This is a genomic window from Methylobacterium sp. ap11 (assembly GCF_900110515.1).
Taxonomy (GTDB): Bacteria; Pseudomonadota; Alphaproteobacteria; order Rhizobiales; family Beijerinckiaceae; genus Methylobacterium; species Methylobacterium ajmalii.
This window is the reverse complement of sequence record NZ_FOEB01000012.1, coordinates 145,218-170,212: the sequence shown is the minus strand read 5'-3', so window position 1 is coordinate 170,212 and position 24,995 is coordinate 145,218. Positions and strand designations below refer to the sequence as shown.

The 24,995-nt window shown below is 72.9% G+C and carries 21 protein-coding genes, 1 tRNA gene and 2 pseudogenes; 13 read left to right on the top strand and 11 right to left on the bottom strand.

Annotated features, from left to right (window positions below; all coding sequences use genetic code 11):
• Positions 1-290 (top strand): annotated as a pseudogene (locus BMX97_RS18895) (porin family protein); the annotation flags it as partial.
• Between the two features lie 64 nt (positions 291-354).
• On the opposite strand, the gene BMX97_RS18890 reads toward BMX97_RS18895, so the two are convergent.
• Positions 355-834, bottom strand: coding sequence for an Lrp/AsnC family transcriptional regulator (locus BMX97_RS18890; RefSeq protein ID WP_091752878.1), 480 nt, complete (start codon positions 832-834; stop codon positions 355-357).
• 122 nt (positions 835-956) lie between these two features.
• Between BMX97_RS18890 and BMX97_RS18885 the strand changes: the two genes are divergently transcribed.
• From BMX97_RS18885 to BMX97_RS18875, 3 genes are all read left to right on the top strand, one after another.
• Positions 957-4,406, top strand: coding sequence for an indolepyruvate ferredoxin oxidoreductase family protein (locus BMX97_RS18885; RefSeq protein ID WP_091752866.1), 3,450 nt, complete (start codon positions 957-959; stop codon positions 4,404-4,406).
• A gap of 116 nt (positions 4,407-4,522) precedes the next feature.
• Positions 4,523-4,738, top strand: coding sequence for a DUF2842 domain-containing protein (locus BMX97_RS18880; RefSeq protein WP_060846623.1), 216 nt, complete (start codon positions 4,523-4,525; stop codon positions 4,736-4,738).
• A gap of 138 nt (positions 4,739-4,876) precedes the next feature.
• Positions 4,877-5,239, top strand: a complete 363-nt coding sequence (locus tag BMX97_RS18875; protein ID WP_091752865.1) for a hypothetical protein — start codon at positions 4,877-4,879, stop codon at positions 5,237-5,239.
• A gap of 9 nt (positions 5,240-5,248) precedes the next feature.
• On the opposite strand, the gene BMX97_RS18870 is transcribed toward BMX97_RS18875, so the two are convergent.
• On the bottom strand, positions 5,249-6,298 hold the full coding sequence (locus tag BMX97_RS18870; RefSeq protein ID WP_091752864.1) for a polysaccharide deacetylase family protein: 1,050 nt from the start codon (positions 6,296-6,298) through the stop codon (positions 5,249-5,251).
• Positions 6,299-6,400: 102 nt separating this feature from the next.
• On the opposite strand from BMX97_RS18870, the gene BMX97_RS18865 reads away from it, so the two are divergent.
• Positions 6,401-7,582, top strand: coding sequence for a GNAT family N-acetyltransferase (locus BMX97_RS18865; RefSeq protein WP_244538512.1), 1,182 nt, complete (start codon positions 6,401-6,403; stop codon positions 7,580-7,582).
• 221 nt (positions 7,583-7,803) lie between these two features.
• Here the strand turns inward: BMX97_RS18865 and BMX97_RS18860 are convergent, their stop codons facing one another.
• The gene (locus tag BMX97_RS18860) at positions 7,804-8,214 is read right to left on the bottom strand and encodes a DUF2147 domain-containing protein (protein WP_091752863.1); all 411 of its coding nucleotides are present in this window, start codon (positions 8,212-8,214) and stop codon (positions 7,804-7,806) included.
• Between the two features lie 91 nt (positions 8,215-8,305).
• Entirely contained in the window at positions 8,306-9,463 is a 1,158-nt protein-coding gene (locus tag BMX97_RS18855; protein ID WP_091752862.1) for a zinc-binding dehydrogenase, read from the bottom strand.
• A 119-nt stretch (positions 9,464-9,582) separates the two neighbouring features.
• Between BMX97_RS18855 and BMX97_RS18850 the strand changes: the two genes are divergently transcribed.
• The 4 genes and pseudogenes from BMX97_RS18850 to BMX97_RS18835 all read left to right on the top strand — a co-directional run bounded on the left by BMX97_RS18850 (position 9,583) and on the right by BMX97_RS18835 (position 13,089).
• Positions 9,583-11,571 carry an FUSC family protein gene (locus BMX97_RS18850; RefSeq protein WP_091752861.1) on the top strand — a complete coding sequence of 663 codons (1,989 nt, stop codon included), beginning with the start codon at positions 9,583-9,585 and terminating at the stop codon, positions 11,569-11,571.
• A gap of 3 nt (positions 11,572-11,574) precedes the next feature.
• The gene (locus BMX97_RS18845) at positions 11,575-11,769 is read left to right on the top strand and encodes a DUF1656 domain-containing protein (protein WP_091752860.1); all 195 of its coding nucleotides are present in this window, start codon (positions 11,575-11,577) and stop codon (positions 11,767-11,769) included.
• A 7-nt stretch (positions 11,770-11,776) separates the two neighbouring features.
• Positions 11,777-12,652 (top strand): annotated as a pseudogene (locus tag BMX97_RS18840) (HlyD family secretion protein); the annotation flags it as partial.
• A gap of 350 nt (positions 12,653-13,002) precedes the next feature.
• Positions 13,003-13,089: transfer RNA gene (locus BMX97_RS18835), tRNA-Leu, on the top strand.
• Positions 13,090-13,104: 15 nt separating this feature from the next.
• On the opposite strand, the gene BMX97_RS18830 is transcribed toward BMX97_RS18835, so the two are convergent.
• On the bottom strand, positions 13,105-14,463 hold the full coding sequence (locus BMX97_RS18830; protein ID WP_091752876.1) for an aminotransferase-like domain-containing protein: 1,359 nt from the start codon (positions 14,461-14,463) through the stop codon (positions 13,105-13,107).
• Positions 14,464-14,642: 179 nt separating this feature from the next.
• On the opposite strand from BMX97_RS18830, the gene BMX97_RS18825 reads away from it, so the two are divergent.
• Positions 14,643-15,503 carry a DMT family transporter gene (locus BMX97_RS18825; protein ID WP_091752858.1) on the top strand — a complete coding sequence of 287 codons (861 nt, stop codon included), beginning with the start codon at positions 14,643-14,645 and terminating at the stop codon, positions 15,501-15,503.
• Between the two features lie 80 nt (positions 15,504-15,583).
• The gene (locus BMX97_RS18820) at positions 15,584-16,561 is read left to right on the top strand and encodes an extensin-like domain-containing protein (RefSeq protein WP_091752857.1); all 978 of its coding nucleotides are present in this window, start codon (positions 15,584-15,586) and stop codon (positions 16,559-16,561) included.
• A gap of 19 nt (positions 16,562-16,580) precedes the next feature.
• Here the strand turns inward: BMX97_RS18820 and BMX97_RS18815 are convergent, their stop codons facing one another.
• From BMX97_RS18815 to BMX97_RS18805, 3 genes are all read right to left on the bottom strand, one after another.
• A complete protein-coding gene (locus BMX97_RS18815) occupies positions 16,581-16,934 on the bottom strand; it encodes a hypothetical protein (protein ID WP_244538511.1) in 354 nt (117 codons plus the stop codon).
• Positions 16,935-17,144: 210 nt separating this feature from the next.
• The gene (locus BMX97_RS18810; protein WP_143074652.1) at positions 17,145-17,501 is read right to left on the bottom strand and encodes a GCG_CRPN prefix-to-repeats domain-containing protein; all 357 of its coding nucleotides are present in this window, start codon (positions 17,499-17,501) and stop codon (positions 17,145-17,147) included.
• A gap of 131 nt (positions 17,502-17,632) precedes the next feature.
• The gene (locus BMX97_RS18805) at positions 17,633-18,382 is read right to left on the bottom strand and encodes a lysophospholipid acyltransferase family protein (RefSeq protein ID WP_091752854.1); all 750 of its coding nucleotides are present in this window, start codon (positions 18,380-18,382) and stop codon (positions 17,633-17,635) included.
• A gap of 300 nt (positions 18,383-18,682) precedes the next feature.
• On the opposite strand from BMX97_RS18805, the gene BMX97_RS18800 reads away from it, so the two are divergent.
• The gene (locus tag BMX97_RS18800; RefSeq protein WP_091752853.1) at positions 18,683-19,702 is read left to right on the top strand and encodes a TRAP transporter substrate-binding protein; all 1,020 of its coding nucleotides are present in this window, start codon (positions 18,683-18,685) and stop codon (positions 19,700-19,702) included.
• 54 nt (positions 19,703-19,756) lie between these two features.
• Here BMX97_RS18800 and BMX97_RS18795 read toward each other — a convergent pair whose 3' ends face one another.
• Complete coding sequence (locus BMX97_RS18795) at positions 19,757-21,826, bottom strand: putative bifunctional diguanylate cyclase/phosphodiesterase (RefSeq protein ID WP_091752852.1); 2,070 nt, start codon at positions 21,824-21,826, stop codon at positions 19,757-19,759.
• 170 nt (positions 21,827-21,996) lie between these two features.
• Positions 21,997-23,553, bottom strand: coding sequence for a glutamine-hydrolyzing GMP synthase (gene guaA, locus BMX97_RS18790; RefSeq protein ID WP_091752851.1), 1,557 nt, complete (start codon positions 23,551-23,553; stop codon positions 21,997-21,999).
• 141 nt (positions 23,554-23,694) lie between these two features.
• On the opposite strand from guaA, the gene BMX97_RS18785 reads away from it, so the two are divergent.
• On the top strand, positions 23,695-23,931 hold the full coding sequence (locus BMX97_RS18785) for a hypothetical protein (RefSeq protein WP_091752850.1): 237 nt from the start codon (positions 23,695-23,697) through the stop codon (positions 23,929-23,931).
• Between the two features lie 109 nt (positions 23,932-24,040).
• On the opposite strand, the gene BMX97_RS18780 is transcribed toward BMX97_RS18785, so the two are convergent.
• Positions 24,041-24,973 carry an alpha/beta fold hydrolase gene (locus tag BMX97_RS18780; RefSeq protein WP_091752849.1) on the bottom strand — a complete coding sequence of 311 codons (933 nt, stop codon included), beginning with the start codon at positions 24,971-24,973 and terminating at the stop codon, positions 24,041-24,043.
• Positions 24,974-24,995 lie beyond the last annotated feature (22 nt).

Genomic DNA, 24,995 nt, shown 5'->3' with positions numbered 1-24,995 from the left:
ACTTCCAGACCGGCTGGGTCGTCGGCGGCGGCGTCGAGTACGCTCTGCCCACCGACTCGTTCTTCAACTTCTTCCGCTCGTCGGCCGTGACGCTGAAGGTCGAAGGCCTGTACGTGAACCTGGACCAGGGCAACCGCAACAACGGCGTGTTCGCCCAGACCGCCAACGGCACGCAGTACTCGGTGTTCTCGCCGAGCGTCGCGTCGGTCGGCCCGGCCAACCTGTACCGTCGCGAGACCGAGTTCGCGGTCGTCCGCGCCGGCCTGAACTACAAGTTCAACGGCTTCTAGTCTGAACTCTCCGTCCCCGGACGGAGCGGAGCCCGGCCTCACGGCTGGGCTCTTTTTTTTGTGCTCACGCTCCCGTCGGTACCTTTACGCGGAACTTCACCTCGCGCAGGGCGAAGTTCGAGTGGATCTGCTGCACCGCCGGGCAGGAGAAGACCGCCTCCTGCAGGAAGCGCTCGTAGTGCTGCGCGTCACGCACCACGACCCGCAGCAGGTAATCGGCCTGGCCGGTGGTCGAGAAGCATTCGAGCACCTCGTCGCGGGCGCCGACCACCCGCTCGAACTCCGCCACCCCCTCCCGGTCGTGCTTGGCGAGCGTCACGTGGGCGAAGACGCACTGGCCGTGGCCGAGGGCCGCCGCATCGACCAGGGCGACGTAGCCGCGGATGATGCCGCGCTCCTCCAGCGCCTTGAGGCGGCGCCAGGTCGGCGAGGTCGAAAGCCCGATCCGTTGCGACAGGTCCTGCACCGACAGGCGGGCATCGTCCTGCAGGGCGTCGAGGATCGCGCGCTCGAAGCGGTCCGGCGGTACTCCGCGTTCAGGCATGAGCATGTCCCGTAACGGCGATTTCACGTCCTTTCGTACCTCTGTCAGCGCTTGAACGGAAGCAGACAGGCAGGTTCTCCCCTAAGTTGCGGCATAGGCTAGTGCCCGAGGAGATCCCGCCGATGCCCGAGCTCGACCGTGCCTACCGCCTCGACGACCGCTTCGACCGGAGCGTCGGCCGGGCCTACATGACCGGCACGCAGGCCCTGGTACGGCTCCTGCTGGCGCAGGCCGCGATCGACCGGCGCGACGGGCTCGCCACCGCCGGCCTCGTCTCCGGCTATCGCGGCTCGCCGCTCGGCGCCGTCGACCAGGAATTGTGGAAGGCCAAGGAACGCCTGGCGGCGGCCGGCATCCGCTTCCAGCCCGGCATCAACGAGGACCTGGCGGCGGCCGCCCTGCTCGGCAGCCAGCGCGTCGCCCTCGATCCGGCCGCCACCGTCGAGGGGGTGTTCGGCCTCTGGTACGGCAAGGGCCCGGGGGTCGACCGGTCCGGCGACGCGCTCAAGCACGGCAACGCCTATGGCAGCTCGGCGAAGGGCGGGGTGCTGGTCGTCGCCGGCGACGACCACGGCTGCGTCTCGTCCTCGATGTCGCACCAGAGCGACCTCGCGCTCGCCGCCTGGCACATGCCGGTGATCCATCCGGCAAGCCTCGCCGAGTACGAGGCCTTCGGCCTGTGGGGCTTTGCCGCCTCGCGCTTCTCCGGCGCCTGGGTCGGATTCAAGGCGATCTCCGAGGTGGTGGAGGGCGCCGCCTCGATCGACCTCGCGCCGCTGCCGACCTTCACCACCCCCGCCTTCGTCCCGCCGCCCGGCGGCCTGCACATCCGCTGGCCCGACCTGCCGAGCCTCGCCATCGAGGCGCGGGCGCTGAGGAAGCTCGACGCGATCCGGACCTTCGCCCGCGCCAACCCCCTCGACCGGCTGGTGGTGGCGCCGGAGCGTCCCCGCCTCCTCGTCGTCACCGTCGGCAAGGCCCATGGCGACGCGATGGAGGCCTTTCGGCTCCTCGGCCACGGCCCGGATTCGCTCGCCGCCCACGGCATCGCGGTCCTGAAGGTCGGCCTCGTCCATCCCCTCGACGTCACGGGCATCGCGGGCATCGCCGCCGGGGTCGAGACCGTGCTGGTGGTCGAGGAGAAGGCGCCTCTGGTCGAGCGCCAGCTGCGCGACGGGCTCTACGACCTCGCCCCCGAGCGCCGGCCGCGCATCCTCGGCAAGCACGACGGCGCCGGTTCGCCCCTGGTGCCGGAGGTCGAGGAATTGCGGCCCTCGCGCCTGACCGCGATCCTGGCGGCGCGCCTCGACGCCCTCGGGGTAGCGGCGCGGGTCCCGCAGGCGACGCCCGTCCCGTCGGCGACCGAAAAACTCCCGGTGCGCACCCCGTATTTCTGCTCCGGCTGCCCGCACAACACCTCGACCCGGGTACCGGAGGGCTCGCAGGCCCGCGCCGGCATCGGCTGCCACTTCATGGCGAACTGGATGGAGCGCGACACCACCGGCATCGTGCCGATGGGGGCCGAGGGGGTCGACTGGACCGGACAGGCGCCGTTCACCCGCCAGGCGCACGTGTTCCAGAATCTCGGCGACGGGACCTATTTCCATTCCGGCCACGTCGCGATCCGGCAGGCGATCGCGAGCGGCGTCAACATCACCTACAAGATCCTCTACAACGACGCGGTGGCGATGACCGGCGGCCAGCCGGTCGACGGGGTGCTGAGCGTGCCGCAGATCACCCGCCTGGTGAGCGCCGAGGGCGCGGCCCGCGTCGTGGTGGTGTCGGACGATCCCGACCGGGTGGCGCAGGCCGCCGCCCGCGATCCTCTCGGACCCGGGGTCACGCTCCATCACCGCGACAACCTTGACGCGGTGCAGCGCGAGTTGCGCGAGACCCCGGGCGTGACCGTGCTCGTCTACGACCAGACCTGCGCCACGGAAGCGCGGCGGCGGCGCAAGCGCGGCCTCGCGCCCCAGCCGGCGCGGCGTGCCGTCATCAACCCCCTCGTCTGCGAGGGCTGCGGCGACTGCCAGAAGAAGTCGAACTGCCTCTCGGTCGTGCCGCTCGAGACCGAGTTCGGCGTCAAGCGCGCGATCGACCAGACCGGCTGCAACAGCGACCTGTCCTGCCTCAAGGGCTTCTGCCCGTCCTTCGTGACGCTGGAGGGCGCAAAGCCCCGCCGCCGCGCGGGCGTGGCGATCACCCCCGAGGCCGTCGCGGCCCGGGCCGCCGCCTTGCCCGAGCCCGACGTGGCCCTCGGCCCCGAACCCTACGAGATCCTGGTCGCCGGCGTCGGCGGCACCGGTGTCGTCACGGTCGGCGCCCTCGTCGCCATGGCGGCCCATCTCGAGGGGCGCGGCGCCAGCGTGCTCGACTTCATGGGCTTTGCCCAGAAGGGCGGGCAGGTGCTGTCCTTCGTGCGCCTCGCCGCGGATCCGGCCGGGCTGCATCAGGTGCGGATCGACCGCGGCCGCGCCGATGCGGTGCTGGCCTGCGACCTCGTGGTGGCGGCGAGCGCCGACGCCGCGGCGGTGATCGACCCCGCCCGCACCCGCATCGTCGCCAACACCCACGAGATCCCGACCGGCGCGACCCTGCGGGACCCCGATGCCCGCATCGACACGCGGATGCTCGAAGCGCTGCTCGCCCGCCGGGTCGGCCCGGGAGCGCTGAGGAGCCTCGACGCGCAGGCGCTGGCCGAGCGGCTCGTCGGCGACGCGCAAGCGGCCAACGTGCTGCTCCTGGGCTTTGCCTGGCAATGCGGGCTGGTGCCGGTCTCGCTCGCCGCCCTCGACCGGGCGGTGACGCTGAACGGCGTCGCGGTGGCGGGCAACCGCCTCGCCCTCGCCTGGGGCCGGCTCGTCGCCGCCGACCCGGCCTTCGTCGCCGCGCAAGGCGTGACGGAGCCGGAGCCGGAACCGGACCTCGACGGCCTGGTGGCGCGTCGCGCCGCCTACCTCGCTAAGTACCAGGACGCGGCCTACGCGGCGCGCTACCGCGCCCGGGTCGCGACGGTGCGGGCGCGGGCCGGCGAGGCGGCGGCGGACGCCGTCGCCCGCTCGCTGTTCAAGCTGATGGCGATCAAGGACGAGTACGAGGTCGCGCGGCTCCAGTCCGATCCGGCCTTCCACGCCCGGCTGGCGGACGAGTTCGAGGGCCCGGTGCGGCCGACCTTCCACCTCGCCCCGCCGTTCCTCGCCCGCCCCCGGCCGGGCGAGAGCGAGCCGCGCAAGATCGCCTTCGGACCTTGGCTGCTGCCGGTCCTGCGCGGGCTCGCCCGTCTCAAGGGCCTGCGCGGCACGCCGCTCGATCCCCTGCGGCTGATCGCCGAGCGGCGCGAGGAGCGGGCGGTGCTCGCCGAGTACGAGGCGCAGATCGACGCGGCGCTCGCCCTCGTGGGCCGGGCGGATGCGGACATCGTGCGCGACCTCCTCGCCGCCCCGCAGGCGATCCGCGGCTTCGGCCCGGTCAAGGCGCGGGCGATCGCGGACTGGCGGAGCCGCAGCGCCGGGCTCCTCGCCGCGGCCCGGACCGGCAACGACGCGGCGGCGCCGCTCTCGCGGGCGGGGTGACGCGCCCCGGCCGCGCCCGACGCCTCCCGCCTGCGTCGGCCGGCCGGATTGCGGCGGGCCGGGCCCTCGCGTAGGCGAAGGCCCACGATCCGCCAGACGCCACAGGTTGCCCGCCCATGCGCCGCCGTACCCGCTCCCTCCTCGGGGCGATCGCGATGATCGCCTTCGTGATCGTCTATGCGCCCCTCGCCATGGCGCTCGCCGACAGCCGCATCGCCGAGACGCCGGCGGTGGTGCAGTCGGTGCTGTACGCGATCCTCGGCATCGCCTGGATCTTCCCGCTGATGCCGCTGATCCGCTGGATGGAGCGCCCCGACCGCGATCCGGCCTGAGGACTTCTTCACGAACCGGGTGGTTCAGGCCGGCTTTTCGCCCAAAATGCCTGCCAGGGACGGCGGCAATTCCCCACGGCCCGCGCCCGCCCGCGCCCCGTGCCTCCCCGCTCGAACCCGCAAGGCAGCCCCAGGCCCATGCGCCACGCGCTCGCGTTCCTCCTTCTCGGCCCCCTCTGCCTCGGTTCCGGCGCCGCGCAGGCGCAGGGCGTCCCGCGCTCCGTCGGCGAGTGCGAGCGCATCAAGGGCGACCTCGCCTACAACCAGTGCCTGTCGCTGTTCGGCCCGGCGGCGAAGAACGTGGCGGCGGCCGCCGCCGCGGTCTCCGCGGCGATCCCGCGCCTGCCCCTGCCGCCGGCGCTCGCCGAGGCGGCGGCCGAGCCGGCCCCGCGCGGCCGGCGCGGCTGGACCCGGCGCCTGCGCGGCGGCCGCCAGAGCGCGACCTTCGCGGTCATCAGCGGCGGCGGGAGCCGCCATTACCGACGCCGGCGCCACCGCTGACCCGGTGCCTTACGCCACGTTGAGCCGCCGGCCGCGGTTCCAGGCCAGGAACGGCACGCCCGAGAGCAGGGCGCGCAACGCCGCATCGGTCTGAAAGAGGCCGTTGACCGAGACCCGCGGCAGCGCATGCAGATGGGCGGCGTGCCCGGGAAACAGGTGGCCGGGCCGGGTCGTCACGGCGGTGACGTAGCCCGCCTCGCGGGCGAGCGCGAATTCCCGCGCGCCCGCCGAGCCCGGATCGCCGACCGGGTAGGAAAAGTGCTCCGGCACCGCGCCGAGAAGGTCGGCGAGACGCGCCCGGCCCTCGACGATCTCGCGGCGCGCGGTCGCCGCGTCGTGCTTGGCGAGCATCGGATGCGTCAGGGTATGGGCGGCGAGCGTCACCGGCTCGTCCCGGGCGAGATCCCGCAGCTCGCCCCCCGACAGGCACAGCTCCCGGGCGATGGCGCCCGCATCGATGCCGGCCTCGCCGCAGAGCCGCAGGGTCGCGGCGCGCAACCCCTCCTCGGGCCCGGCCCGGAGCGCCCGGTAGGCCTGCGCGAAGGCGGCGACCTTCTGCGCGTCGTCCGCGGCCGTCAGGTCGAGCCCGACCTCCGGCAACCGCACCCGGGTGAGACCCCGGATCGCCCGCTCCAGCTCGATCCACCACAGCCGGCCGGTCCCGGTGGCAAAGTCGTGGGTGACGTAGAGGGTCCAGGGTGCGCCGTGCCGGCGCAGGACCGGGGCGGCGTGCTCCCGGTTGTCGCGGTAGCCGTCGTCGAAGGTCAGGACCGCGAAGGGCGGCCCGCCCTCGGACAGGCGCCGCGGCACCTCCGCCAGCGGGACCACCGCGAAGCCCCGCTCCCGCAGCAGCGTGAGCGTCCGGTCGAGGAAGGCCGGGGTGATCGAGAGCAGCTGGTTCGGCGCGTAGGCCCCCCCCTCGTCCGGGCGGACGTGGTGGAAGGTCAGGATCACCCCGCGGCCGCGGGTCGCCGGGGCAAGCCAGCGGTCGGCCCCGGTCGCCGCGATGGTGGCGAAACCGGCCTGGAACAGGCGGTGGCGGGTGGCGGCGGTGAGCATGCCGGGGAGAATGCCGGCGATCGGCCAAAGCTTCGTTACGGCGTTTGCGGATTCTGCACGCTTGCCCGCTAGGCCATCGGTGAGGCGATCGAGGGCGGGGCGATGGGCGGCACGATGCAACTCGCGGCGGAGGGCGTGGCGGCCGGTCCGGCGCCGGCCCTCGCACTGGTGCCCGAGGTCTTCTCGAGCCTCGCGGCCGCCGAGGCGACCTGGCGCGCCCTCGAGACGACGCCCGGCGCCGTGATGACGCCCTACCAGCGCTTCGACTGGGTGGCGGCCTGCGCCCGCATCCTGCCGCGGGGCGCCCGCCCCTGCCCCGTCCTGCTGCGCGACTCCTCGGGGCGGCCGCTGGCGCTGCTGCCGCTGTTCGTGCACCGCGAGGCCGGCATCCGGGTCGGCCGGGTGATCGGCGGCCGGCACGCCAACTACCACATGCCGCTCTTCGCCCACCCCGAGGCGATGGCCCTGCCGCCCGAGGCCTACGCCCGGGCCCTGCTCCGCGCCGGCGCCCAGGCAGGGATCGACGTGATCCACCTGCCGGACCAGCCGCGCCTGTGGAACGGCCTGCCGAACCCGCTCGCCCAGGGCACCGCCTCGCCGAGCGACGCCTACGGCCTGGCGCTGGAGGCCGATCCCGAGGCGGTGCTCAAGCGGGTGATGAGCGGCGACGCGCGGCGCAAGCTGCGCCAGAAGGAGAAGTGGCTCACCGGAGCGCTCGGCCCGGTGGCGCATCGAGTCGCGGCGGACGACGAGGAGGGCGCCGCGATCCTGTCGGCCTATCTCGCCCAGAAGGCGCTGCGCTTCGCGCAGGCCGGCATCGCCGATCCCTTCGCCGATCCGGCGGCCCGCGACTTCCTCACGGCGGCGCACCGGTCCGGGGCCCTGGAGCTGCACGCCCTGCGCACGCAGGACGGGCGCATCCTCGCGACCTTTGTCGGCGCCGTCGATGCGCTGCGGTTCAGCGGCATGCTGACCTCGTTCGATCCCGACCCGGCGCTCGCCCGGTTCAGCCCCGGCGACCTGCTGCTCCAGGCCCTGATCCGCGACCAGTGCGCCCGCGGGCGGACCGCCCTCGACCTCGGCGTCGGCGAGGCGCGCTACAAGGCGAGCGTCTGCGACGAGACGATCGGCCTCGTCGACGCGGTGCTGCCGGTGAGCCTGCGCGGCCGGGCCTACGGCGCGGCCGCCGAGGCCGGCGCCCGCCTCAAGCGGCGGATCAAGCGCGATCCGCGCCTCTGGGCGCTGGTCGGCCGGGTGCGCAAGGCGCTGGCGCGCACGGCCTGACCGAGAGGCGGGTGGCCCGCTAGAAAGCGTCACGATCGCGTTGCAACACAGTACACGATACGGGGCGGGGGGGCCGCCAAGCTCCCTGGCCCATCGTCGGCCAACCCCTTTCCGGGCCCGGTACGGGCCTGCACGACTGAAGCGAAGCGGAAGGAGATCCGGGAAAGGGGCGAGCCTCTCGGAACGCCTGCATGCCGGCATCCACTTCGTCGGAAGATGCTCTAATCCACCCGCGTCCAGAGCTGCTTCTTGCAGATCAGCCCGCCCAGCACGCAGCCCGACAGTTCGAGCACGTTCGGCCCCTTCATGGCGAGCTTGCCCGAATAGGTCTTGCCGTCGCGAAAATTGTAGAGCGAGCCCTCCCAGCCTTCTCCAGACGGGCGCATGTCCCGGGTCAGCGCGACGCCAACGAGGCTGCGGCCGCGCTGGCTCGCATCCGGGTTGTGGATGTCCCTGGTCTCGCCGGCCATCACCTTGGCGATCGTGCCGCAATAGCCCGCGCCGCAGCGGGCGATGCGGATCTGCGAATCGCCTGCGGGCGTGAGCCAGAGCCCGACGGGCTGGGGACCCGCCTGCGCGTGGGCGAGCACGGGCGCGCAGGCGAGAAGGGCGGCGAGCAGGACGGGACGCAACGGCGCGGGCTCCGGGTTCGACGAATCGCGAAGCCTCGACCTAGCGCCTTCGCGCCCGCCCCGCCATGCGGTCAGGCGCGCGGACGCTCCGTCACGCGACGAGCTCGGGGAACGGCACGATGGTGGATTTCACCGTCTTCATCGCCATCGCGTCCTTCACCGCCTGCGACACGCCTTCCTGGGTGAAGGGATAGACCGTCTGCATCTCGAGCCAGGGATACTTGTCCCGGGCGCGGTAGAGCATGTCGACGCCGAGCGGCAGGTCGTTGCCGGTGAAGGCCCAGGAGCCGAGCACGTTGAGGTCCTTGGAGCAGATCCGGTGCCAGGAGGTCTCGATCTTCCCCGCATCGGTGAACTGGCCCATCTCCACGTAGGTGCCGCCGTCGCGCAGGAACTCGATGCCCTCGGGTCCCGCGCTCGGATGGCCCGAGCAATCCATCACCAGGTCGGCGCCGAAGCCGCCGACGATCTCGCGGACCGCCGCGATGCGGGCCTCGGGCGTCGTGACCTCGGTGATGTCGACGGTGGCCTCGGCGCCGAACTTGCGGGCGAGCGCGAGGCGCGGCTCCTCCGGCGCGCCGACGCAGATCACCCGGCCGGCCCCCATCTCCTGGGCGGCCGCCACCGCCAGGATGCCGATCGGGCCGGAACCCTGGATGACCACCGTGTCGCCCCACTTGAAGCCGCCGGCCTTCGTCGCCCGGTTGAAGGCGCGGATGCAGGAGGTCAGCGGCTCGGAGAGCGCGCCGAGGCGCAGCGACATGTCGTCGGGCAGCTTGTAGACCTTGGTGCCCGGCAGCATCTCGAGGTCGACATAGACGTACTCGGCCCAGCCGCCCCACAGGTGCGGCGCCTTGTCGAAGCCGAGATAGCGCCCGTAATAGACCGGCGTCAGGCACTTGTTGGCCTGCTCGGGGTAGTGGACGCAGTAATAGCAGTGCCCGCACGGCATCAGCGGCGGGATCATCACCTTGGAGCCGACCTGGAGCGGCTTCTCCATGAAGTCGGCGGTGAACTCCTCGCCCTTCTCGACGATGACGCCGCCGATCTCGTGGCCGAGCGTGAACGGCCACGGCAGGGGCTTGGGCCAATGGCCCTTGAGGATGTGCTGGTCGGTGCCGCAGACCCCGCAGGCGCCGACCTTGATCAGGGCGGCCTTGCGCGGAACCTTCGGCCACGGCACCGATTGGATGACGGGTTCCGCCCCCGGGCCCGCGAACGTGGCCACGCGGATCTCAGGCTTGCTCATCGGCGCTTCCTCGACTGTTCGTTCCGTCGCGGCGCGGCGCCGCGCGCCGGATCGTTGCCGTCCGGCCACCCCCACCCTAACATCGTATTCGGTGATTGCATCCGGATCGGCGGCACGCGATGGCTGAGGGGTCGCTGCGTCGCAGCTGGATCGACGCGCTGCTCGACCGGATCGAGCCGCCGCCGCTCTCGTCCTGGGCCTATGCCGTGCGGATCTGGCTCGCCATGATGCTGGCGCTCTATGCCGGGTTCTGGCTCCAGCTCGAGAGCGCGTCCTCGGCCGCCGTCACGGTGGCGATCCTGGCCCAGCCCCGGCGCGGGCAGGCCCTGTCGAAGGCCGCCTACCGCTTCCTCGGCACGCTGGTCGGCTTCGCGGTCGCGATCCTGTTCGCCGCCCTGTTCGGGCAGGATCGGGTCGAGATGCTGGTCGCCTTCGCGCTCTGGATGGGGCTGTGCGTGTTCACCGCCAACTACCTCCAGGGCACCAAGGCCTACGGCGCCATGCTGTCGGGCTACACGGTGGCGATCATCGCCATCAACAACATCGACGCGCCGCAATCGGTCTTCGCCACCGGGGTCGAGCGGGTCGCCGCGATCACGCTAGGCATCGTGGCGATCACCTTCATCAACGACGCGCTCGCCGCGCCCTCCATCTTCCCCGACCTCAGCGCCGGGATGGGCAAGGCCCGCGAGGCGGTGCGCGACCTCGTCCGCCGGGCGGTGCGGGACGGCGATCCGGGACCGGAGGCGGCGGCCGAGGCGATGCGCCTCGCGGCCGCCCCCCGCGACGCGATCGGCGTGGTGGCGACCGAGTTCCACGACGGCGCGAACCGGGCGGCGGGGGCCCGCAGCGCGGTGGCGGCCCTGTTCGCCTCGGTCGCCGCCGCGCGCTCCTTCGCCCTGGCGGTGGCACGCTCCGGCGATCCGGACGACCTGCGGGCAAGCGTGCTCGCCGGCCTCGACGGCGACCGGGACGCGCTGCCGACCCTCGTCGCCCGTCTCGACGCCCTCGCCGAGCGCGAGGATGCGAACCCGGATGCGGTGCTGCGGCTGCGCCGCGCCATCGACCTCCTGCGCCAGGACCGGCTCGCCGAGGACGGGATCGACGCGCTGGAGACCGGCCGGGCGCCGCTGCGCGACATGCGGCTCCCCGTCCACCGCGACTTTCCCGACGCGCTGCGCAACGCCGCCCGCGTCGTCATCACCATCGCGATCAGCGCGGCGCTGTTCGTGCTCAGCGGCTGGCCCGCCACCTCGGCGGCCCTGCTCCAGGTCTCGGCCTTCGCCGCGCTCGCCTCGATCAACCCCAATCCCGTCGCCTTCGCCACCGGCGCGCTGTGGGGCATGCCGCTCGCCGCGGCCTGCGCGGGCATCGTCGAGTTCCTGATCCTCGACGGCGGCCAGGGCTTCCCGCTGCTCGCCATCGCCATGGCGCCGGTGATCGTCACCGCCTGCCTCCTGAGCCTGCGCCCGAAGACCGCGAGCCTCGGCTTCATCCTGCTGGTGTTCTTCCCCGTCGTGCTGGCGCCGACCAACCCTCAGCCCTACAGCGCGGAATCCTACCTGACGTCGAGCGTGCTGTTCTGCGTCGCCGGGCTGATCCTGTTCCTGGTGATCCGCATCGTCCTGCCCACGACGAACGCCCAGCGCCGGCGCTGGTCGCTCGATGCCGCCCGGGCCGACGTGGTCGAGGCGCTGTCGGGCGAGCCGCAGGAGGCCGACGAGCGCGTCAACCTCGACGCCGACCGGCTGGTGCAGTTCGCCGGCTGGGGCGGCACCACCGGGGCGGTGCGCCGCGCCGCCCTGCGGCACGCCTTCGCGCTCGCCGCGCTCGACACCGCCGCCGCCGGGGCGCAGGCCGGCCTGAACCGGCTGGCGGAGGTGCCGGCCTATGACGGCGCGGTGCGCCAGGCCCGGGCGGCCCTGCGCGCGGCCGAGGCCGGACCGTTGCGGGCGGCCGGCGCCGCGCTCCTCGCTGCCGGCCGCGCCGGCCCGACGGAATCACGCCGCACCGCGACCCGCGTCGTGGCCGATCTCGCCACCGCGTCCTATGTCGTCGAGGGGCAGGGCCGCGTGCTGCGGCGCCTCGGCCTGTGGGGTCGCGGATAGGTCATGTTCCACGAGCTGACGGTCGGCGGGGTGCTGGTCTCCCCCTTCGTCGCCTATGCGGCGCTCGCTCTGGCGATCCTGCTGGTCCTGCGCCCGCTCCTGCGGGCGCTGCGGTTCGAGCGCGCCTTCGCGAACCCGCCGCTGGCGGAAGCCGGGATCTACGTCTGCATCCTGGCGCTGTTGATCGTGCTGGTCTGAGGAGAGAATCGTGGCGGTCAAGCGGACGACCCGGGGACGGCGCGCCTTGCGGATCCTGGCGACGCTCGTGGTGCTGGCGCTCGCCGCCGGCGCCGCCCTGGTCGTCTGGCAATACTACGTCACCGCGCCCTGGACCCGGGACGGCCGGGTCCGGGTGCAGGTGGCGAGCGTCGCCCCCCAGGTCTCGGGCCAGATCACCGAGTTGCGGGTGGTCGACAACCAGCTCGTGCGCAAGGGCGACGTGCTCTACGTGATCGACCCGCTCGACTTCAGGATCGCCCTCGATTCGGCGAAGGCCGAGGTCGAGAACCGCGCCGCCGACCTTCAGGTCAAGCGCGCCCAGGCCGCCCGGCGCGAGGCGCTGACCACGGTCTCGACCTCGATCGAGGAGAAGCAGCAATTCGCCGGCACCGCCAAGCAGGCGGAGGCGGCCTTCGCGGCGGCCCAGGCGCAGGCCGCCCAGGCCGAGATCAACCTGAAGCGCACGGAGGTGAGGAGCCCCGTCAACGGCTACGTCACCAACCTGCTCCTGCGGGTCGGCGACTACGCGAGTGCCGGCACCCGCAACATCTCGGTCATCGACGCCGATTCGTACTGGATCGACGGCTACTTCGAGGAGACCAAGATGGATCACATCCGGGTCGGCGATCCCGCGACCGCGGCGCTGATGGGCTACGCCGCGCCGATCCGCGGCCGGGTCGAGAGCATCACCCGGGGCATCAGCACCTCCAATGCCGCGGCGAGCACGCAGGGCCTGCCGAGCGTCGATCCGGTCTATACCTGGGTCCGCCTCGCCCAGCGGGTGCCGGTGCGCATCCGCATCGATACGGTGCCGGCGACCGTCGCCCTCGTCGCCGGCATGACGGCGACCGTCTCGGTCGGCGCCTATGCCGAGCACGACGACCGCCTGCGCACCGTGTTCACCGACTTCCTCGCGCGGATCGGGCCGCGGCGGAAGGACGATTCCGCGGTGTCGCCGGCGGGCGTCACCACGACCGTGAAGGGCTCGCACGACGTCTCGACCCTTCCCACCCCCGACCTGAAGACGGCGCCGAGCGCCGACCAGATCGCACCGGGCATCGCGCCGGGCATCAACCAGGCCCCGGAGACGGCGGCACCGAAGGACAGTCCCGGCAAGGAGTCGCGCGGCCCGCACCGCCCGGCCGGCGGCCGCACCGCCCGGGATTGACACGCTCCCGCTTCGCACGGCAGAGGAGAGGGGCTTCACCGCGCGCGGGCGTGGCGGAATTGGTAGACGCAGCGGACTCAAAATCCGCCGTCCTCACGGATATGTCGGTTCGAGTCCGACCGCCCGCACCACTCTCCTGGCGATATTCAGGCCTCCGGCCCCGCCAGGGCGCGGGACAGCACCGGCATCACCCGACCATCTCCCATCTGCGCCACGTTGAAGCGCATCCGGTCCGAGGCCGTGCGCGAGACGCTGAACACGTCGCCCGGCGCCAGCACCACGCCGTCGCGCAGGGCCGCCCGGGCGACGCCCGCCGCGTCGCGGCTGTCGGGCAGCGCGCACCAGAGGTAGAACCCGCCCCGCGGCATCAGCCAGGGCCGGATGCCGAGGGAGGCGAGCCGCTCGGCGGTCTCGCGCCGGGCCCGGGCGAGGCGGCGGCGCAGGGCGTCGAGGTGCTTGCGGTACTGCCCGTCGCCCAGCACCCCGGCGACGAGTTCCGCCGCGACCGGGCTCACCCCGCCGAAATGCGTCGCCACCTGGAGGTCGATCAGGGCCTCGATCGTGTCGGGGCGGGCCGCGACGTAGCCGCAGCGGACCGAGGCCGAGAGCGTCTTGGAGAAGCTGCCAATGCGGATCACCCGCTCCAGCCCGTCGAGGGTGGCGAGCCGCGGCGAGGGCTCGGGTTCGAGGGGGGCGAAGATGTCGTCCTCGACGATGGTGACGTCGTGGGCGGCGGCCGCGTTGAGGATCCGGTGGGCGATGGCAGGCGACAGCGTGGCGCCGGTCGGGTTGTGCAGCGCCGAGTTGGTGAGGTAGAGGCGCGGCCTCTGCGAGGCGGCTTGCGCGAAGCGCTCCGGGTCCGGCCCGGCCTCGGTCCAGGGCACGCCGATCACGGTGGCGCGGTGGGCGCGCAGCAGCGCCTGGAAGTTGAAGTAACAGGGATCGTCCACCAGGACCGCATCGCCCGGGCGCAACAGCAGGCGGCAGACGAGGTCGACCGCCTGGGTGCCCGATCCGGTGAGCAGGATCCGGTCCGGGCCGACCGGCAGCCCCTCCTCGGCGAATTGCCGCGCCAGGAGACGGCGCAGGCCGGCCGGTCCCCGGGTGGTGCCGTAATCGGTCAGGACCGCGCCCTCGGCCCGGGCGAGGCCGCGGGCGGCGCGGCGCAGGGGTTCGACCGGCATCCACGAGGCGGGCAGCCAGCCGCAGCCGGGCTTCGGCGCGTCGGGCTCGCCGTCGAGGGATTGCCGCGAGACCCAGAACGGATCGACCTCCCGGTCGAGGCGCGGGCCGATCTCGGCCAGCGTCGGAGGTGGGGCGGACGAGGCCGCGTAGAAGCCCGAGCCCGGGCGCGAGCGCACCGCCCCCTCCGCCGCCAGCCGCTCGTAGGCCTCGGCCACCGTGGAGGGCGAGACGCCCATGCTGGTGGCGAGCCCGCGGATCGAGGGCAGCCGCTCGCCCGGCGCCAGCCCCCGCGCGGCGATCCGCCCGCGGATCGTGCGCATCACGTCGGCCGTCCGGCCGCCTTCCATTGTCGCATCCCTCACCGTACGGTCGTTGCGACCCACACAGTTCGGTTCAACCGTACGGGACCGTGCCTTCCGGGGCCAGGGGGGCGACGATACCCATCCCGCTCGACACAGGGCGTCCCGACGAGGCGCGTCGGCGGAACGGATGGCGGATCATGCAGCGGCACGCGGACGGCTGGGGCAGCGGGCTCCTCGGGGTGGCGATCTTCAGCGGGTCGCTGCCGGCGACCCGGGTGGCGGTGGGCGGGTTCTCGCCGCTGTTCCTGACCTCGGCCCGGGCGGTGATCGCCGCCGGGCTCGGGGCGGCCCTGCTGTGGGGCCTGCGGCAGGCACGGCCGGCGCGGGGCGACCTCCCGTCGCTCGCCATCGTGGCTCTCGGCGTGGTGCTGGGCTTCCCGCTCCTCACGGCGCTGGCGCTCCGGCACGTCACCTCGGCGCATTCGATCGTGTTCATCGGGCTCCTGCCGCTCGCCACCGCCCTGTTCGGGGTCCTGCGCGGCGGCGAGCGGCCGCGGCCGGCCTTCTGGCTGTTCTCGCTCCTCGGCAGCGGCGCGGTGGCGGGCTTCGCGCTCGTCCAGGGCGGCGCGGCCTCGCTCGCTGGCGACCTCCTGATGCTCGCCGCGATCCTGCTCTGCGGGCTCGGCTACGCGGAGGGCGCCGCCCTGTCGCGGCGTCTGGGGGGCTGGCAGGTGATCTGCTGGGCCCTGGTGCTGGCCCTGCCGGTGATGGGGCCGCTGGCGCTGGCGACCCGGCCGGCGGCGCTCGATGGCATCGGCGTGCCGGCCTGGCTCGGGCTCAGCTACGTCTCGGTGTTCAGCATGCTGGTCGGCTTCGTGTTCTGGTATCGTGGCCTGGCGCGCGGCGGCATCGCCGGGGTGGGCCAGCTGCAGCTGCTCCAGCCGTTCCTGGGCCTGGCGCTGGCCGGCCTGCTCCTCGCCGAGCCGGTCGCCCCGGCGATGATCGCGGTCACGGGGCTCGTGGTCCTGTGCGTGGCGGGGGCCAAACGGTTCGCGTGAGCGGACCGCCCCATCCCGGGCCAAGGGCTGACGGCGACGGTTGACGGGGCGTTTACGGCATCGGGCGCATGTTACGCACCATGCGTCGTGGCATCGTAGCGTTCTCAGCCTTCACGCTCTTCGGCCTGGGGCTCACCGGATGCGCGCTCAATCGATTTGAGCAGCGCGAACCCTGGCGGAATCAGGCCGAAGAGGTCTGTCTCGCCCAGAAGCTCGTTCGTGCGAGCGAAGACATCCAGCCGGTCAAGGAGATCGACGGGCCGGGCGTCTGCGGCATGGTCCACCCGTTCCGGGTGACCCGGCTCGCCGGCGGCACCGTCGCGCTCAAGCAGCGCATGACGCTGGCCTGCCCGATCATCCCGGAGGTGGAGGCCTGGCTCGCCGGCACGGTTCAGCCGGCCGCCCAGATCTATTTCGGCCAGCCGGTGGTCGAGATGAATTCCGGCTCGTATTCCTGCCGCGGCCGCAACAACCAGGTCGGCGCGAAGCTCTCGGAGCATTCGTTCGGCAACGCCGTCGACGTGATGTCCTTCCGCTTCGCCGACGGCTACGTAGTGACGGTGAAGGGCGGCTGGCGCGGCACGGAAGCCGAGCAGGGCTTTCTGCGCGAGGTCTTTCTCGGCGCCTGCAACCACTTCACCACGGTGCTGGGGCCGGGCTCGAACATCTACCACTACGACCACCTGCACCTCGATCTGGCCCGGCACGATCCCCGCGGCCTGCGGCGCATCTGCAAGCCGCTGATCAAGTACGAGTCGCAGCTGCCGCCCCCTGGCACGCCCCTCTCGCCGATCCGCAGGAAGCCGGCCTGGCAACCCGCCCCCGATCCGGCGCCGATCGACGTCGAGCAGGACGACCCCTACGGCGTATCGCCGACGAGCGCCCGCGACGCCGGGTCGAAGGTCGCCCGCGCCCCGGCGCCGCGACCGGCCCCGGTCCAGGCCTACACCTCTCCTCCGCCGCACGCGCCGCGGCCGGCGCTGGCCGCCGAACCCCGGGCCCTGCCTGAGCCGCTGCCGCTCTCGAGCCCGACCTGGTCGTCCGGCCCGATCTACTGAGGACCCGCGTCGGGGCGGGTCAGGCGACCGCGCCGCCGAGATCCGCCACCACGGCGCGGCGCGCCGCGGCGTCCTCGGCCAGGCGATGGACGTGCATCTCGGTCGCGCCGCGGGCGCGGGCCCGGGTGAGCCAGCCGCGAGCGAGGCGCTCGCGCGGGGTCTCGCCGGCGGCCGCCACCGCCACCAGCTCGGCGGTCCCGTCGCCGCCGCGGCGCACCGCGATCACGACCGCGTCACCGACCTCGGACGGGTCGTCGTCCAGGGCATGGATCCCCACCACGTAGCGGCGGCCGGACTGGCCGCGCCAGGCGCTCAGCGGCAGGGCCGGGGTTCCCCGCAGGCTCGTGGCCGTTCTCAGGCGCTCCTCACGCACGTCCGATCTCCTCGCGCGGTCGTTCTGGATGTCCCGCATCGCCACCGACCAGGACAGGGCTCGTTTGTTCGCCATTTGTTCCAGCCTAGTTCCGATTCTATGGGGCCGTCAAGCACGACCGACCAGCATGACGAAGATCTGGAGAGCGGGCGGGTGAGGTTCAAGGCGCGGCGGGGCGCGGCGGCCGGAAAACCCGGCCGCCGCCCTCATTCACCAGCGGTGATGCCAGCCGTGGTGGCCCCAGCCGCCGCCCCAGCCGGCGCGGTGCCAGCCGCCGCCATAGCCCCACGGGCGATGCCAGCCGACCCGCCGGTACCCGCCGTAGCCCCAGGGCCGGTGCCAGCCGACCCGACGGTAGCCGTAGCCCCAGCGCGGGCCGACGACGACGGTGCGGTACCCGACGACCGGGGCGTAGAAGACCCGCGGCCCGAGGTTCGGGCGGCACCAGCCGCGCCAGTTCCGGTGGAACCCGGGGCCGCAGCCGTCACGCGCCTCGGCGGTCGTTCCCGTGCCGACGACGGCACCGAGAGACAGGATCGCGGCGCCAGCAACCATGCTCCAACGCATCATATCCTCCTGTTGTGAGGACCATGAAATGCACGAGTGGCCAAAACCGTTGCGAGGTTACGAAGAGTTCATGTTGCGTGGTGCGCCCGGGTGCTACGGCTGTGCTCGACCCGGCCGGGAGGCGCCGCGCGTCAGTCCTGCGCGGCGCGGATCGTCGTCGCGGCGGCCCGGGGATCGGCCTCGCGCACCAGGGCGTCGGAGGCGGTTTCGATCCGCTCCTGGAGGGTCGGCAGGAACGTCTCGCGGGGCAGGCCCGGCGGGATCACCGGCAGGAACTCGATGACGGCGGTGCCGGGCCGGTAGGTCAGGCGGCGCCGGCCCCAGAACACGCCGGTGTTGAGCGCCACCGGCAGGCAGGGCACGCCGAGGCGGTCGTACATGTGGGCGACGCCGAACTTGTAGGCCGGCGGCGCGCCGACCGCGCGCCGCGTCCCCTCCGGGAAGATGATCAGGCGACGGCCGTCGGCCATCGCGGCGGCGGCCTCCTCGTTCATCAGCGCCAGCGCCCGGGAGCCCTTCGAGCGGTCGATCGCCACCATCTCGCTGCGGGCGAGGTACCAGCCGAACAGCGGCAGCCACATCAGCTCGCGCTTGAGGATGTAGGTGAAGTCGTCGAGCACCGTGACGAGGGCCAGGGTCTCCAGCGCCGACTGGTGCTTGGCGGCGACCAGCACGCCGCCGGCCGGGCGATGCTCGAGGCCGCGGAACTCGACCTTGAGGCCGACGATGGCGTGCAGCAGCCGCAGGACGATCCGGCCCCAGGTCTGGGCGAGCCAGATCACGCTGCGTCGGCTGACGAGCAGCGGCAGGCCGCCGATCAGGAGGGCGGCGGTCACGAGGTAGAACGCGACGGTGAACAGGATCGAGCGGACGAGCGGCATGGCGGGCGGCAAAGCGGACCTTCGGGCGGGCGGCCCGATCGCCTCGGGCCCGGCCGCGCGGCGGACGGGGACGCGGCGCCCGGTCGAAGCGCCGCCCGCGTGATGCGGTGCCTCTCCTTAGAGCATTTCGGCGCCCGCGAAAGGTCGGGCCTGCGCGGGAGGAGAAACGTGCCGCCCGAGGCCCGTGCGATGGATGCCGGGCCGGAAAAAACGTGCTTTAAGCCTCGATGGACCCGCGCGACCGAAGACGCGGGCAATCGCAAAGGGCTCGCGGCGAAGCGGGCCGACCAGGAGGACGCCATGACCACGCTCACGCGCCGCCGCGCGCTGCATCTCGCCGTCGCCGGCGCCGTCGCGGGCCCGGCGGTGCTGCGCATCACGAAGGCGCACGCGGCCGAGTTCAGCCTCAAGGCCGCCAACAACACCCCGGTCAGCCACCCGCTGACGGTCTACATGACCAAGGCCGCCGACGCGATCCGCGAGGAGACCGGCGGCAAGGTCGACATCAAGCTGTTTCCCAACAACCAGCTCGGCGGCGACACCGACATGCTGAGCCAGCTGCGCTCGGGCGCGCTGGAGTTCTTCACCCTCTCGCCGCTGATCCTCGCCACCCTGGTGCCGGCGGCCTCGATCAGCGGCGTCGGCTTCGCCTGGTCGTCCTACGACAAGCTGTGGCCGGCGATGGACGGCGATCTCGGCGCCCATGTCCGGGCGCAGATCGAGAAGTCGGGCCTGTTCGCGTTCGACCGGATCTGGGAGAACGGCTTTCGCCAGACCACCTCGTCGAGCCGCCCGATCCTCAAGCCGGAGGACTTCAAGGGCTTCAAGATCCGGGTCCCACCGAGCCCGATGTGGACCTCGATGTTCAAGGCGTTCGACGCCGCCCCAATGACGATCAACTTCGCCGAGGTCTATTCGGCGCTGCAGACCCGGATCGCCGAGGGCCAGGAGAACCCGCTGACCCTGATCGACAGCGCCAAGCTCTACGAGGTGCAGAAGTACCTCTCGAAGACCAACCACATGTGGGACGGCTTCTGGCTCCTGTCGAACGGCAAGATCTGGCGCGGCCTGCCGCAGGACGTGAAGACCGTGGTGGCCAAGCACTTCAACGCCCAGGCGGTGGCCCAGCGCGCCGACATGGCCCAGCGCGCCGGCACGACCGAGCAGGACCTGAAGGCCCGCGGCCTCGACATCCGCGACGTCGACACCAAGGCGTTCCAGGCCAAGCTGCAATCGGCCGGGTTCTACAAGGAGTGGAAGGGCAAGTTCGGCGACGACGCCTGGGCGCTCCTCGAGAAGCACACCGGGCCGATCTCCTGACCGGATCGGCGACGCCCTCGCGGGCGTCGCCTCACGCCCGTCCGGGCGCGGTCCTCACGCCCCGGCGGCGCGAGCCGCCGGGGCGGCCGGCAGCACGGCGCGACCGAACAGGTAGCCCTGCGCCTCGGTGAAGCCCTCCTCGCGCACCACCGCGAGCTGGGCCGGGGTCTCGACGCCCTCCGCCACCGTCTCGATGCCGAGCCGCCGGCCGAGCTCGGCGACGATGCCGACGATCGCCCGGCAATCCGGCCGCTCGACCGCGTCGCGCACGAACGAGCCGTCGATCTTGATGCGGTCGATCGGGAAGGCGCGGACCCGGGCCAGCGACGAGAAGCCGACGCCGAAATCGTCGAGCGACACGCTCACCCCCATGTCGTGCAGGAGCCGGAGATCGTCGACGATGCCGCCGGCGGTGGTGCTCAGCACCGTCTCGGTGATCTCCAGTTCGAGGCGCCGGGGCGTCAGCCCGGTCTGCCTGAGGATTTCCTGTACCGCCCGCGGCAGGCTGCCGTCGCCGAGCTGGTAGACCGAGACGTTGACGCAGAGCCTCGCCTCGTCCGGCCAGGCGGCGGCGGCGCGGCAGGCCTGGTCGAGCACCCACAGGCCGAGCTCGCGGATCAGGTCGGACTTCTCGGCGATCGGGATGAAGCGCCGGGGCGAGACCGGGCCGCGCTCGGGATGCGTCCAGCGCAACAGCGCCTCGCGGGCATTCACCGAGCCCTGCGCCAGGTCGATGATCGGCTGGTAGGCGACGGCGAGCTGGCCCGCGGCGATCGCCTGGCGCAGGTCGCGCTCGAGGCGCATCTCGTCGCTGCGCTCGGTCTCGAGCCGGCGGGTGAACAGGCGCCAGGCGGCCTTGCCGGCGCCCTTGGCGGCGTAGAGCGCGCAATCGGCCTGGCGCAGCATGGCGTCCGGCGTCGCCGTGCCGTCGGCGAGCGCGATGCCGATGCTGGCGGTGACCTGACGCGCCGGCTGGCCCTCGATGTCGTAGGGGCGGCCGAGCTCGATCAGCAGACGCTCGGCCAGCGGCACCGCCAGCTCGCCGGCCCCACCCGGCAGCAGCAGCGCGAACTCGTCGCCGCCGAACCGGGCGGCGAGGCCCGGCTCCGGCAGCGCCCCGCGGAGACGGTCGGCGAGCTGGCGCAGGAGCGCGTCGCCGGCCTGATGCCCGAGTTCGTCGTTGACCGCCTTGAAGCCGTCGAGGTCGAGGAAGAGGAGCGCGGTGCCGGCCGGCAGGGCGCCCTCGGCGGCGCTCTCGCGCAGGCGGCGCCACAGCATCGCCCGGTTCGGCAGGCCGGTCAGGGCGTCGTGGTGGGCGAGCCGGTTGATCTCCTCCTCGGCCCGGCGCTGGCGCGTCACGTCCTCGAAGGTGACGACGAAGGCCCCGCCCGGGACCTCCCGCCGCACCAGCGCGATCGCCCGGTCGTCCGGGGTCGCCACCACGACCGTCTCGCCGTTGCCGAACGACCCCCGGTGCCCGGCGAGCAGGGCCGCCCCCTGCCAGAGCCCGGCCTCGGGCCCGCCGAAGGCGAGCGCCCAGATCGCCTCGATCGGGGCGCCGACGAGATCGCGCCCGGGGGCGGGAAACATCTGGTGGAAGCGCTGGTTGAGAAGCCGCACCTTCCGGTCGGCGTCGAACAGGCACAGGCCCTGCGACATGGTCGAGAGGGCGAGGTCGAGGATCAGGGCGACCGCCTCGATCTCGTCGCTTCCCTCGCGCCGCGCCGGCACCTCGCGGATGGTCTGGGCGTAGCCGGAGAGCCGCGCCCCGTCGTGGATCGCCGCGATGACGGTGTGGGCGCGAAAGCGGCTGCCGTCGCGCCGCGGCCACCAGCCCTCGGCCTCGTAGCGCCCGCTCTCGCGGGCGGCGGCGAGGGCGGCAGCCCCCTCCCCGTCCGGCGCGTCGCCATAGGCGAAGCGGCGCCCGAGGACCTCCGCCGCCGGATAGCCGGTCAGCCGCTCGGCGCCGGGATTCCAGGCCGCGACCCGCCCGTTCGTATCGAGGAGGCACAGGGCCTGGTCGGCCGCGCCCCAGACGAGGCTGGAATAGGCATCGTGGAGGGCGGGGGCCGTCATCGGCTCGTCGGTCTCGACCGCCATCGCCGCGCTCGCCTCGCTCCGCATCGTCACTCGCTCCGTCGCGCGGTGCCCGGGCTCCGTTGCCCACGACACCGATGCGACAGGTTAGGCGATTTGGTCGTGGACGTTGAGTCGCTTTGACGACCTAACCCTGCCGTCGATGTTAAGTCCGGCGGGTCAACCGACGGTCGAGACCGGATCCGTCCGGGGCCGGATCACTCCCACTCGATCGTGCCGGGCGGCTTCGACGTGATGTCGTAGGTCACCCGGTTGATGCCCTTGACCTCGTTGATGATCCGGGTCGCGACCCGGCCCAGGAACGCCATGTCGAAGGGATAGAAGTCCGCCGTCATGCCGTCGACCGAGGTGACGGCGCGCAGCGCGCAGACGTGGTCGTAGGTGCGCCCGTCGCCCATCACGCCCACCGTCTTGACCGGCAGGATCACCGCGAAGGCCTGCCAGATCGTGTCGTAGAGCCCGGCCTTGCGGATCTCCTCCAGGTAGATCGCATCGGCCTTGCGCAACGCGTCGAGCTTCTCGCCCGTGATCTCGCCGGGGCAGCGGATGGCGAGGCCCGGGCCCGGGAAGGGGTGGCGGCCGACGAAGGCCTCGGGCAGGCCGAGCTCGCGCCCGAGCACCCGCACCTCGTCCTTGAACAGCTCGCGCAGGGGCTCGACGAGCTTCATGTTCATGCGGGCGGGCAGGCCGCCGACATTGTGGTGGCTCTTGATCGTCACCGACGGGCCGCCGGTGAACGACACGCTCTCGATCACGTCGGGGTAGAGCGTGCCCTGCGCCAGGAAGTCGGCGCCGCCGATCTTCTTGGCCTCGGCCTCGAACACGTCGATGAACAGGCGCCCGATCGTCTTGCGCTTGACCTCCGGGTCGGTGACCCCGGCGAGCTCGCCGAGGAACAGGTCGGAGGCCTCCACGTGGACGAGCGGGATGTTGTAGTGGTCGCGAAACAGGCGCACCACCTCCTCGGCCTCGCCCTGGCGCAGCAGGCCGTGATCGACGAAGACGCAGGTGACCTGCTCGCCGATCGCCTCGTGGATCAGCACCGCGGCCACCGCCGAATCGACGCCGCCGGAGAGGCCGCACAAAACCTTGGCGCTGCCGACCTGGGCGCGGATCCGCTCGATCGCTTCCTCGCGGAAGGCGGCCATCGACCAGTCGCCGGTGCAGCCGGCGATGTCGCGCACGAAGTTGCGGATGAGGAGCGCGCCGTGCGGGGTGTGGGCCACCTCGGGGTGGAACTGCACCGCGTAGAACTTTCGCGCCTCGTCGGCCACCGCCGCGAAGGGCGCGTTGGGGGAGATCGCCACGGTGGTGAAGCCGTCGGGCAGCTTCGTCACCCGATCGCCGTGGCTCATCCAGACCGGATATTTCTCGCCGACATGCCAGACGCCGCGAAACAGCGCGCTGTCGGCGATGATCTCGACCTCGGCCCGGCCGAACTCGGCATGGTGCCCGCCCTCGACCTCGCCGCCGAGCTGGGCCGCCATCGTCTGCTCGCCGTAGCAGATGCCGAGCACCGGCACGCCGGCCTCGAACACGCCCTGCGGCGCCCGCGGCGAGGATTCGACCGTGACCGATTCCGGCCCGCCCGACAGGATCACCGCCTTCGGCTTCATCGCCGCGAAGGCCGCCTCGGCCGCCTGGAACGGGACGATCTCGGAGTAGACGCCCTCCTCACGCACCCGTCGGGCGATGAGCTGGGTCACCTGGCTGCCGAAGTCGATGATGAGGATCTTGTCGTGCTCGGTCGTCATGGGACGATGAGTTAGACGAGGGCCGCCCCGCGCGCAACGCGTCGCGCGAGCGGGGCCCCGGTGCATCCACGGCATTAACCGGACGTTCATGCGCTAACGGCGAGGGAGGCGCCCCCAACCCACCAGACAAGGAGACTCGCCATGCGAGCCATCGTCCTCGGGATCGCCGCCACCCTCGCCACCGGCCTGAGCCTCGCGCCGGCCTCGGCCCTGCCGGTCGCCCCCGGCGGCACCGTCGCGCCGGCCGTCTCGGTCGAGCAGGCGCAGTACGTCACCCGCCGGGTGGTGCGCCGCGGCCCCCGCTGCGTGGTCAAGGTGACCCGGACCCGCGGGCCCTTCGGCCGGGTCGTGGTGCGCAAGGTGCGCCGCTGCTTCTGACGCCTCGCGCGTGACGCCAGGATTCGAGAGGGCGGCCCCGGGCGGGGCCGCCCTTTTTTCATGCCGGCCAGGTTCTCATCGAGGTCAGGTTCTCATTGAGGCCAGGTTTTCATGGCGGCCAGACCGCCAGCAGGGCGCGCAGGGCCGCCACGAAGGCGAGCGGCTGGTCGACCATGACGTGGTGGTAGGCCTCCGGCAGGTCGATGCGGGGCGAGCCCGGCGGCAGCAGGCCCTGGACGTAGGCCGCGTCGGCGGGCCGCATCAGGTCGGAGCGGTCGCCGGTGACGAGGGCGAGCGGGCAGCGGGCCTCCCTCACCATCGCGGCCCGGTCCGGCAGGACGAGGCGGGCCCAGAGCGAGGGATCGAAGCGCCAGCTCCAGCCGCCGGGGACCTCCTTGAGCGATTCCCGCGCGATCAGGTCGGCGATGTAGAGCGCCTCGCAGGGCTGCATCGGCGCGAAGCGGAACCGCGCCAGCGCCGCCTCCAGGGTCGGGTAGATCCGGTGCGGGGCGAAGCGCCCGTCCTCGCGCCGGCGCCCGGTGCGGCGCTCGGGGGAAAAGATCGGCGGGTCGACGATCACCGCGCCGCGCCAGCGTCCGGCCTCGCGCCCCGCCTCGGTCAGCATCGGGAAGCAACCGAAGGAATGGCCGACCATCACGGGCGGGCCGGCGGCGAACAGGCCCGTCTCCCCGGCCACCGCCTCGATCTCGTCGGCGAAGGTGTCGAGGTCGTAGGACTCCCGCCAGTCCGATCCGCCCATGCCCGACCAGGACAGGGCGGCGACGCGGTACGGCCCGGCGAGGAACGGCGCGACGAAGCGCCACCAGCCGGCATGCGCGCCGTTGCCGTGCAGCAGCATCAGCCCCGGCCGGCCGCGCGGCCCCCACGCGAAGGTCTCAAGGCGGGCGCCCTTCACCGTGACGCGCCCGACCTCCGGCGCGACCGCGACCGCATCCCGGAACCAGTCGGGGGCCGGCGGGGAATCGCCCTCCAGGTGGCCGAGGGGGGCGGAGAGGTTCGGGTCGGGGGGCAGCTCGCTCACGGCCGGGATGATGCGGCGCGGC

Coding starts and splice junctions, on each gene's coding strand:
- BMX97_RS18890 (WP_091752878.1), bottom strand. CDS start 834: ATGCCTGAACGCGGAGTACCGCCGGACCGCTTCGAGCGCGCGATCCTC.
- BMX97_RS18885 (WP_091752866.1), top strand. CDS start 957: ATGCCCGAGCTCGACCGTGCCTACCGCCTCGACGACCGCTTCGACCGG.
- BMX97_RS18880 (WP_060846623.1), top strand. CDS start 4,523: ATGCGCCGCCGTACCCGCTCCCTCCTCGGGGCGATCGCGATGATCGCC.
- BMX97_RS18875 (WP_091752865.1), top strand. CDS start 4,877: ATGCGCCACGCGCTCGCGTTCCTCCTTCTCGGCCCCCTCTGCCTCGGT.
- BMX97_RS18870 (WP_091752864.1), bottom strand. CDS start 6,298: ATGCTCACCGCCGCCACCCGCCACCGCCTGTTCCAGGCCGGTTTCGCC.
- BMX97_RS18865 (WP_244538512.1), top strand. CDS start 6,401: ATGGGCGGCACGATGCAACTCGCGGCGGAGGGCGTGGCGGCCGGTCCG.
- BMX97_RS18855 (WP_091752862.1), bottom strand. CDS start 9,463: ATGAGCAAGCCTGAGATCCGCGTGGCCACGTTCGCGGGCCCGGGGGCG.
- BMX97_RS18850 (WP_091752861.1), top strand. CDS start 9,583: ATGGCTGAGGGGTCGCTGCGTCGCAGCTGGATCGACGCGCTGCTCGAC.
- BMX97_RS18845 (WP_091752860.1), top strand. CDS start 11,575: ATGTTCCACGAGCTGACGGTCGGCGGGGTGCTGGTCTCCCCCTTCGTC.
- BMX97_RS18830 (WP_091752876.1), bottom strand. CDS start 14,463: ATGCGCACGATCCGCGGGCGGATCGCCGCGCGGGGGCTGGCGCCGGGC.
- BMX97_RS18825 (WP_091752858.1), top strand. CDS start 14,643: ATGCAGCGGCACGCGGACGGCTGGGGCAGCGGGCTCCTCGGGGTGGCG.
- BMX97_RS18820 (WP_091752857.1), top strand. CDS start 15,584: ATGCGTCGTGGCATCGTAGCGTTCTCAGCCTTCACGCTCTTCGGCCTG.
- BMX97_RS18810 (WP_143074652.1), bottom strand. CDS start 17,501: ATGCGTTGGAGCATGGTTGCTGGCGCCGCGATCCTGTCTCTCGGTGCC.
- BMX97_RS18805 (WP_091752854.1), bottom strand. CDS start 18,382: ATGCCGCTCGTCCGCTCGATCCTGTTCACCGTCGCGTTCTACCTCGTG.
- BMX97_RS18800 (WP_091752853.1), top strand. CDS start 18,683: ATGACCACGCTCACGCGCCGCCGCGCGCTGCATCTCGCCGTCGCCGGC.
- BMX97_RS18795 (WP_091752852.1), bottom strand. CDS start 21,826: ATGCGGAGCGAGGCGAGCGCGGCGATGGCGGTCGAGACCGACGAGCCG.
- guaA (WP_091752851.1), bottom strand. CDS start 23,553: ATGACGACCGAGCACGACAAGATCCTCATCATCGACTTCGGCAGCCAG.
- BMX97_RS18785 (WP_091752850.1), top strand. CDS start 23,695: ATGCGAGCCATCGTCCTCGGGATCGCCGCCACCCTCGCCACCGGCCTG.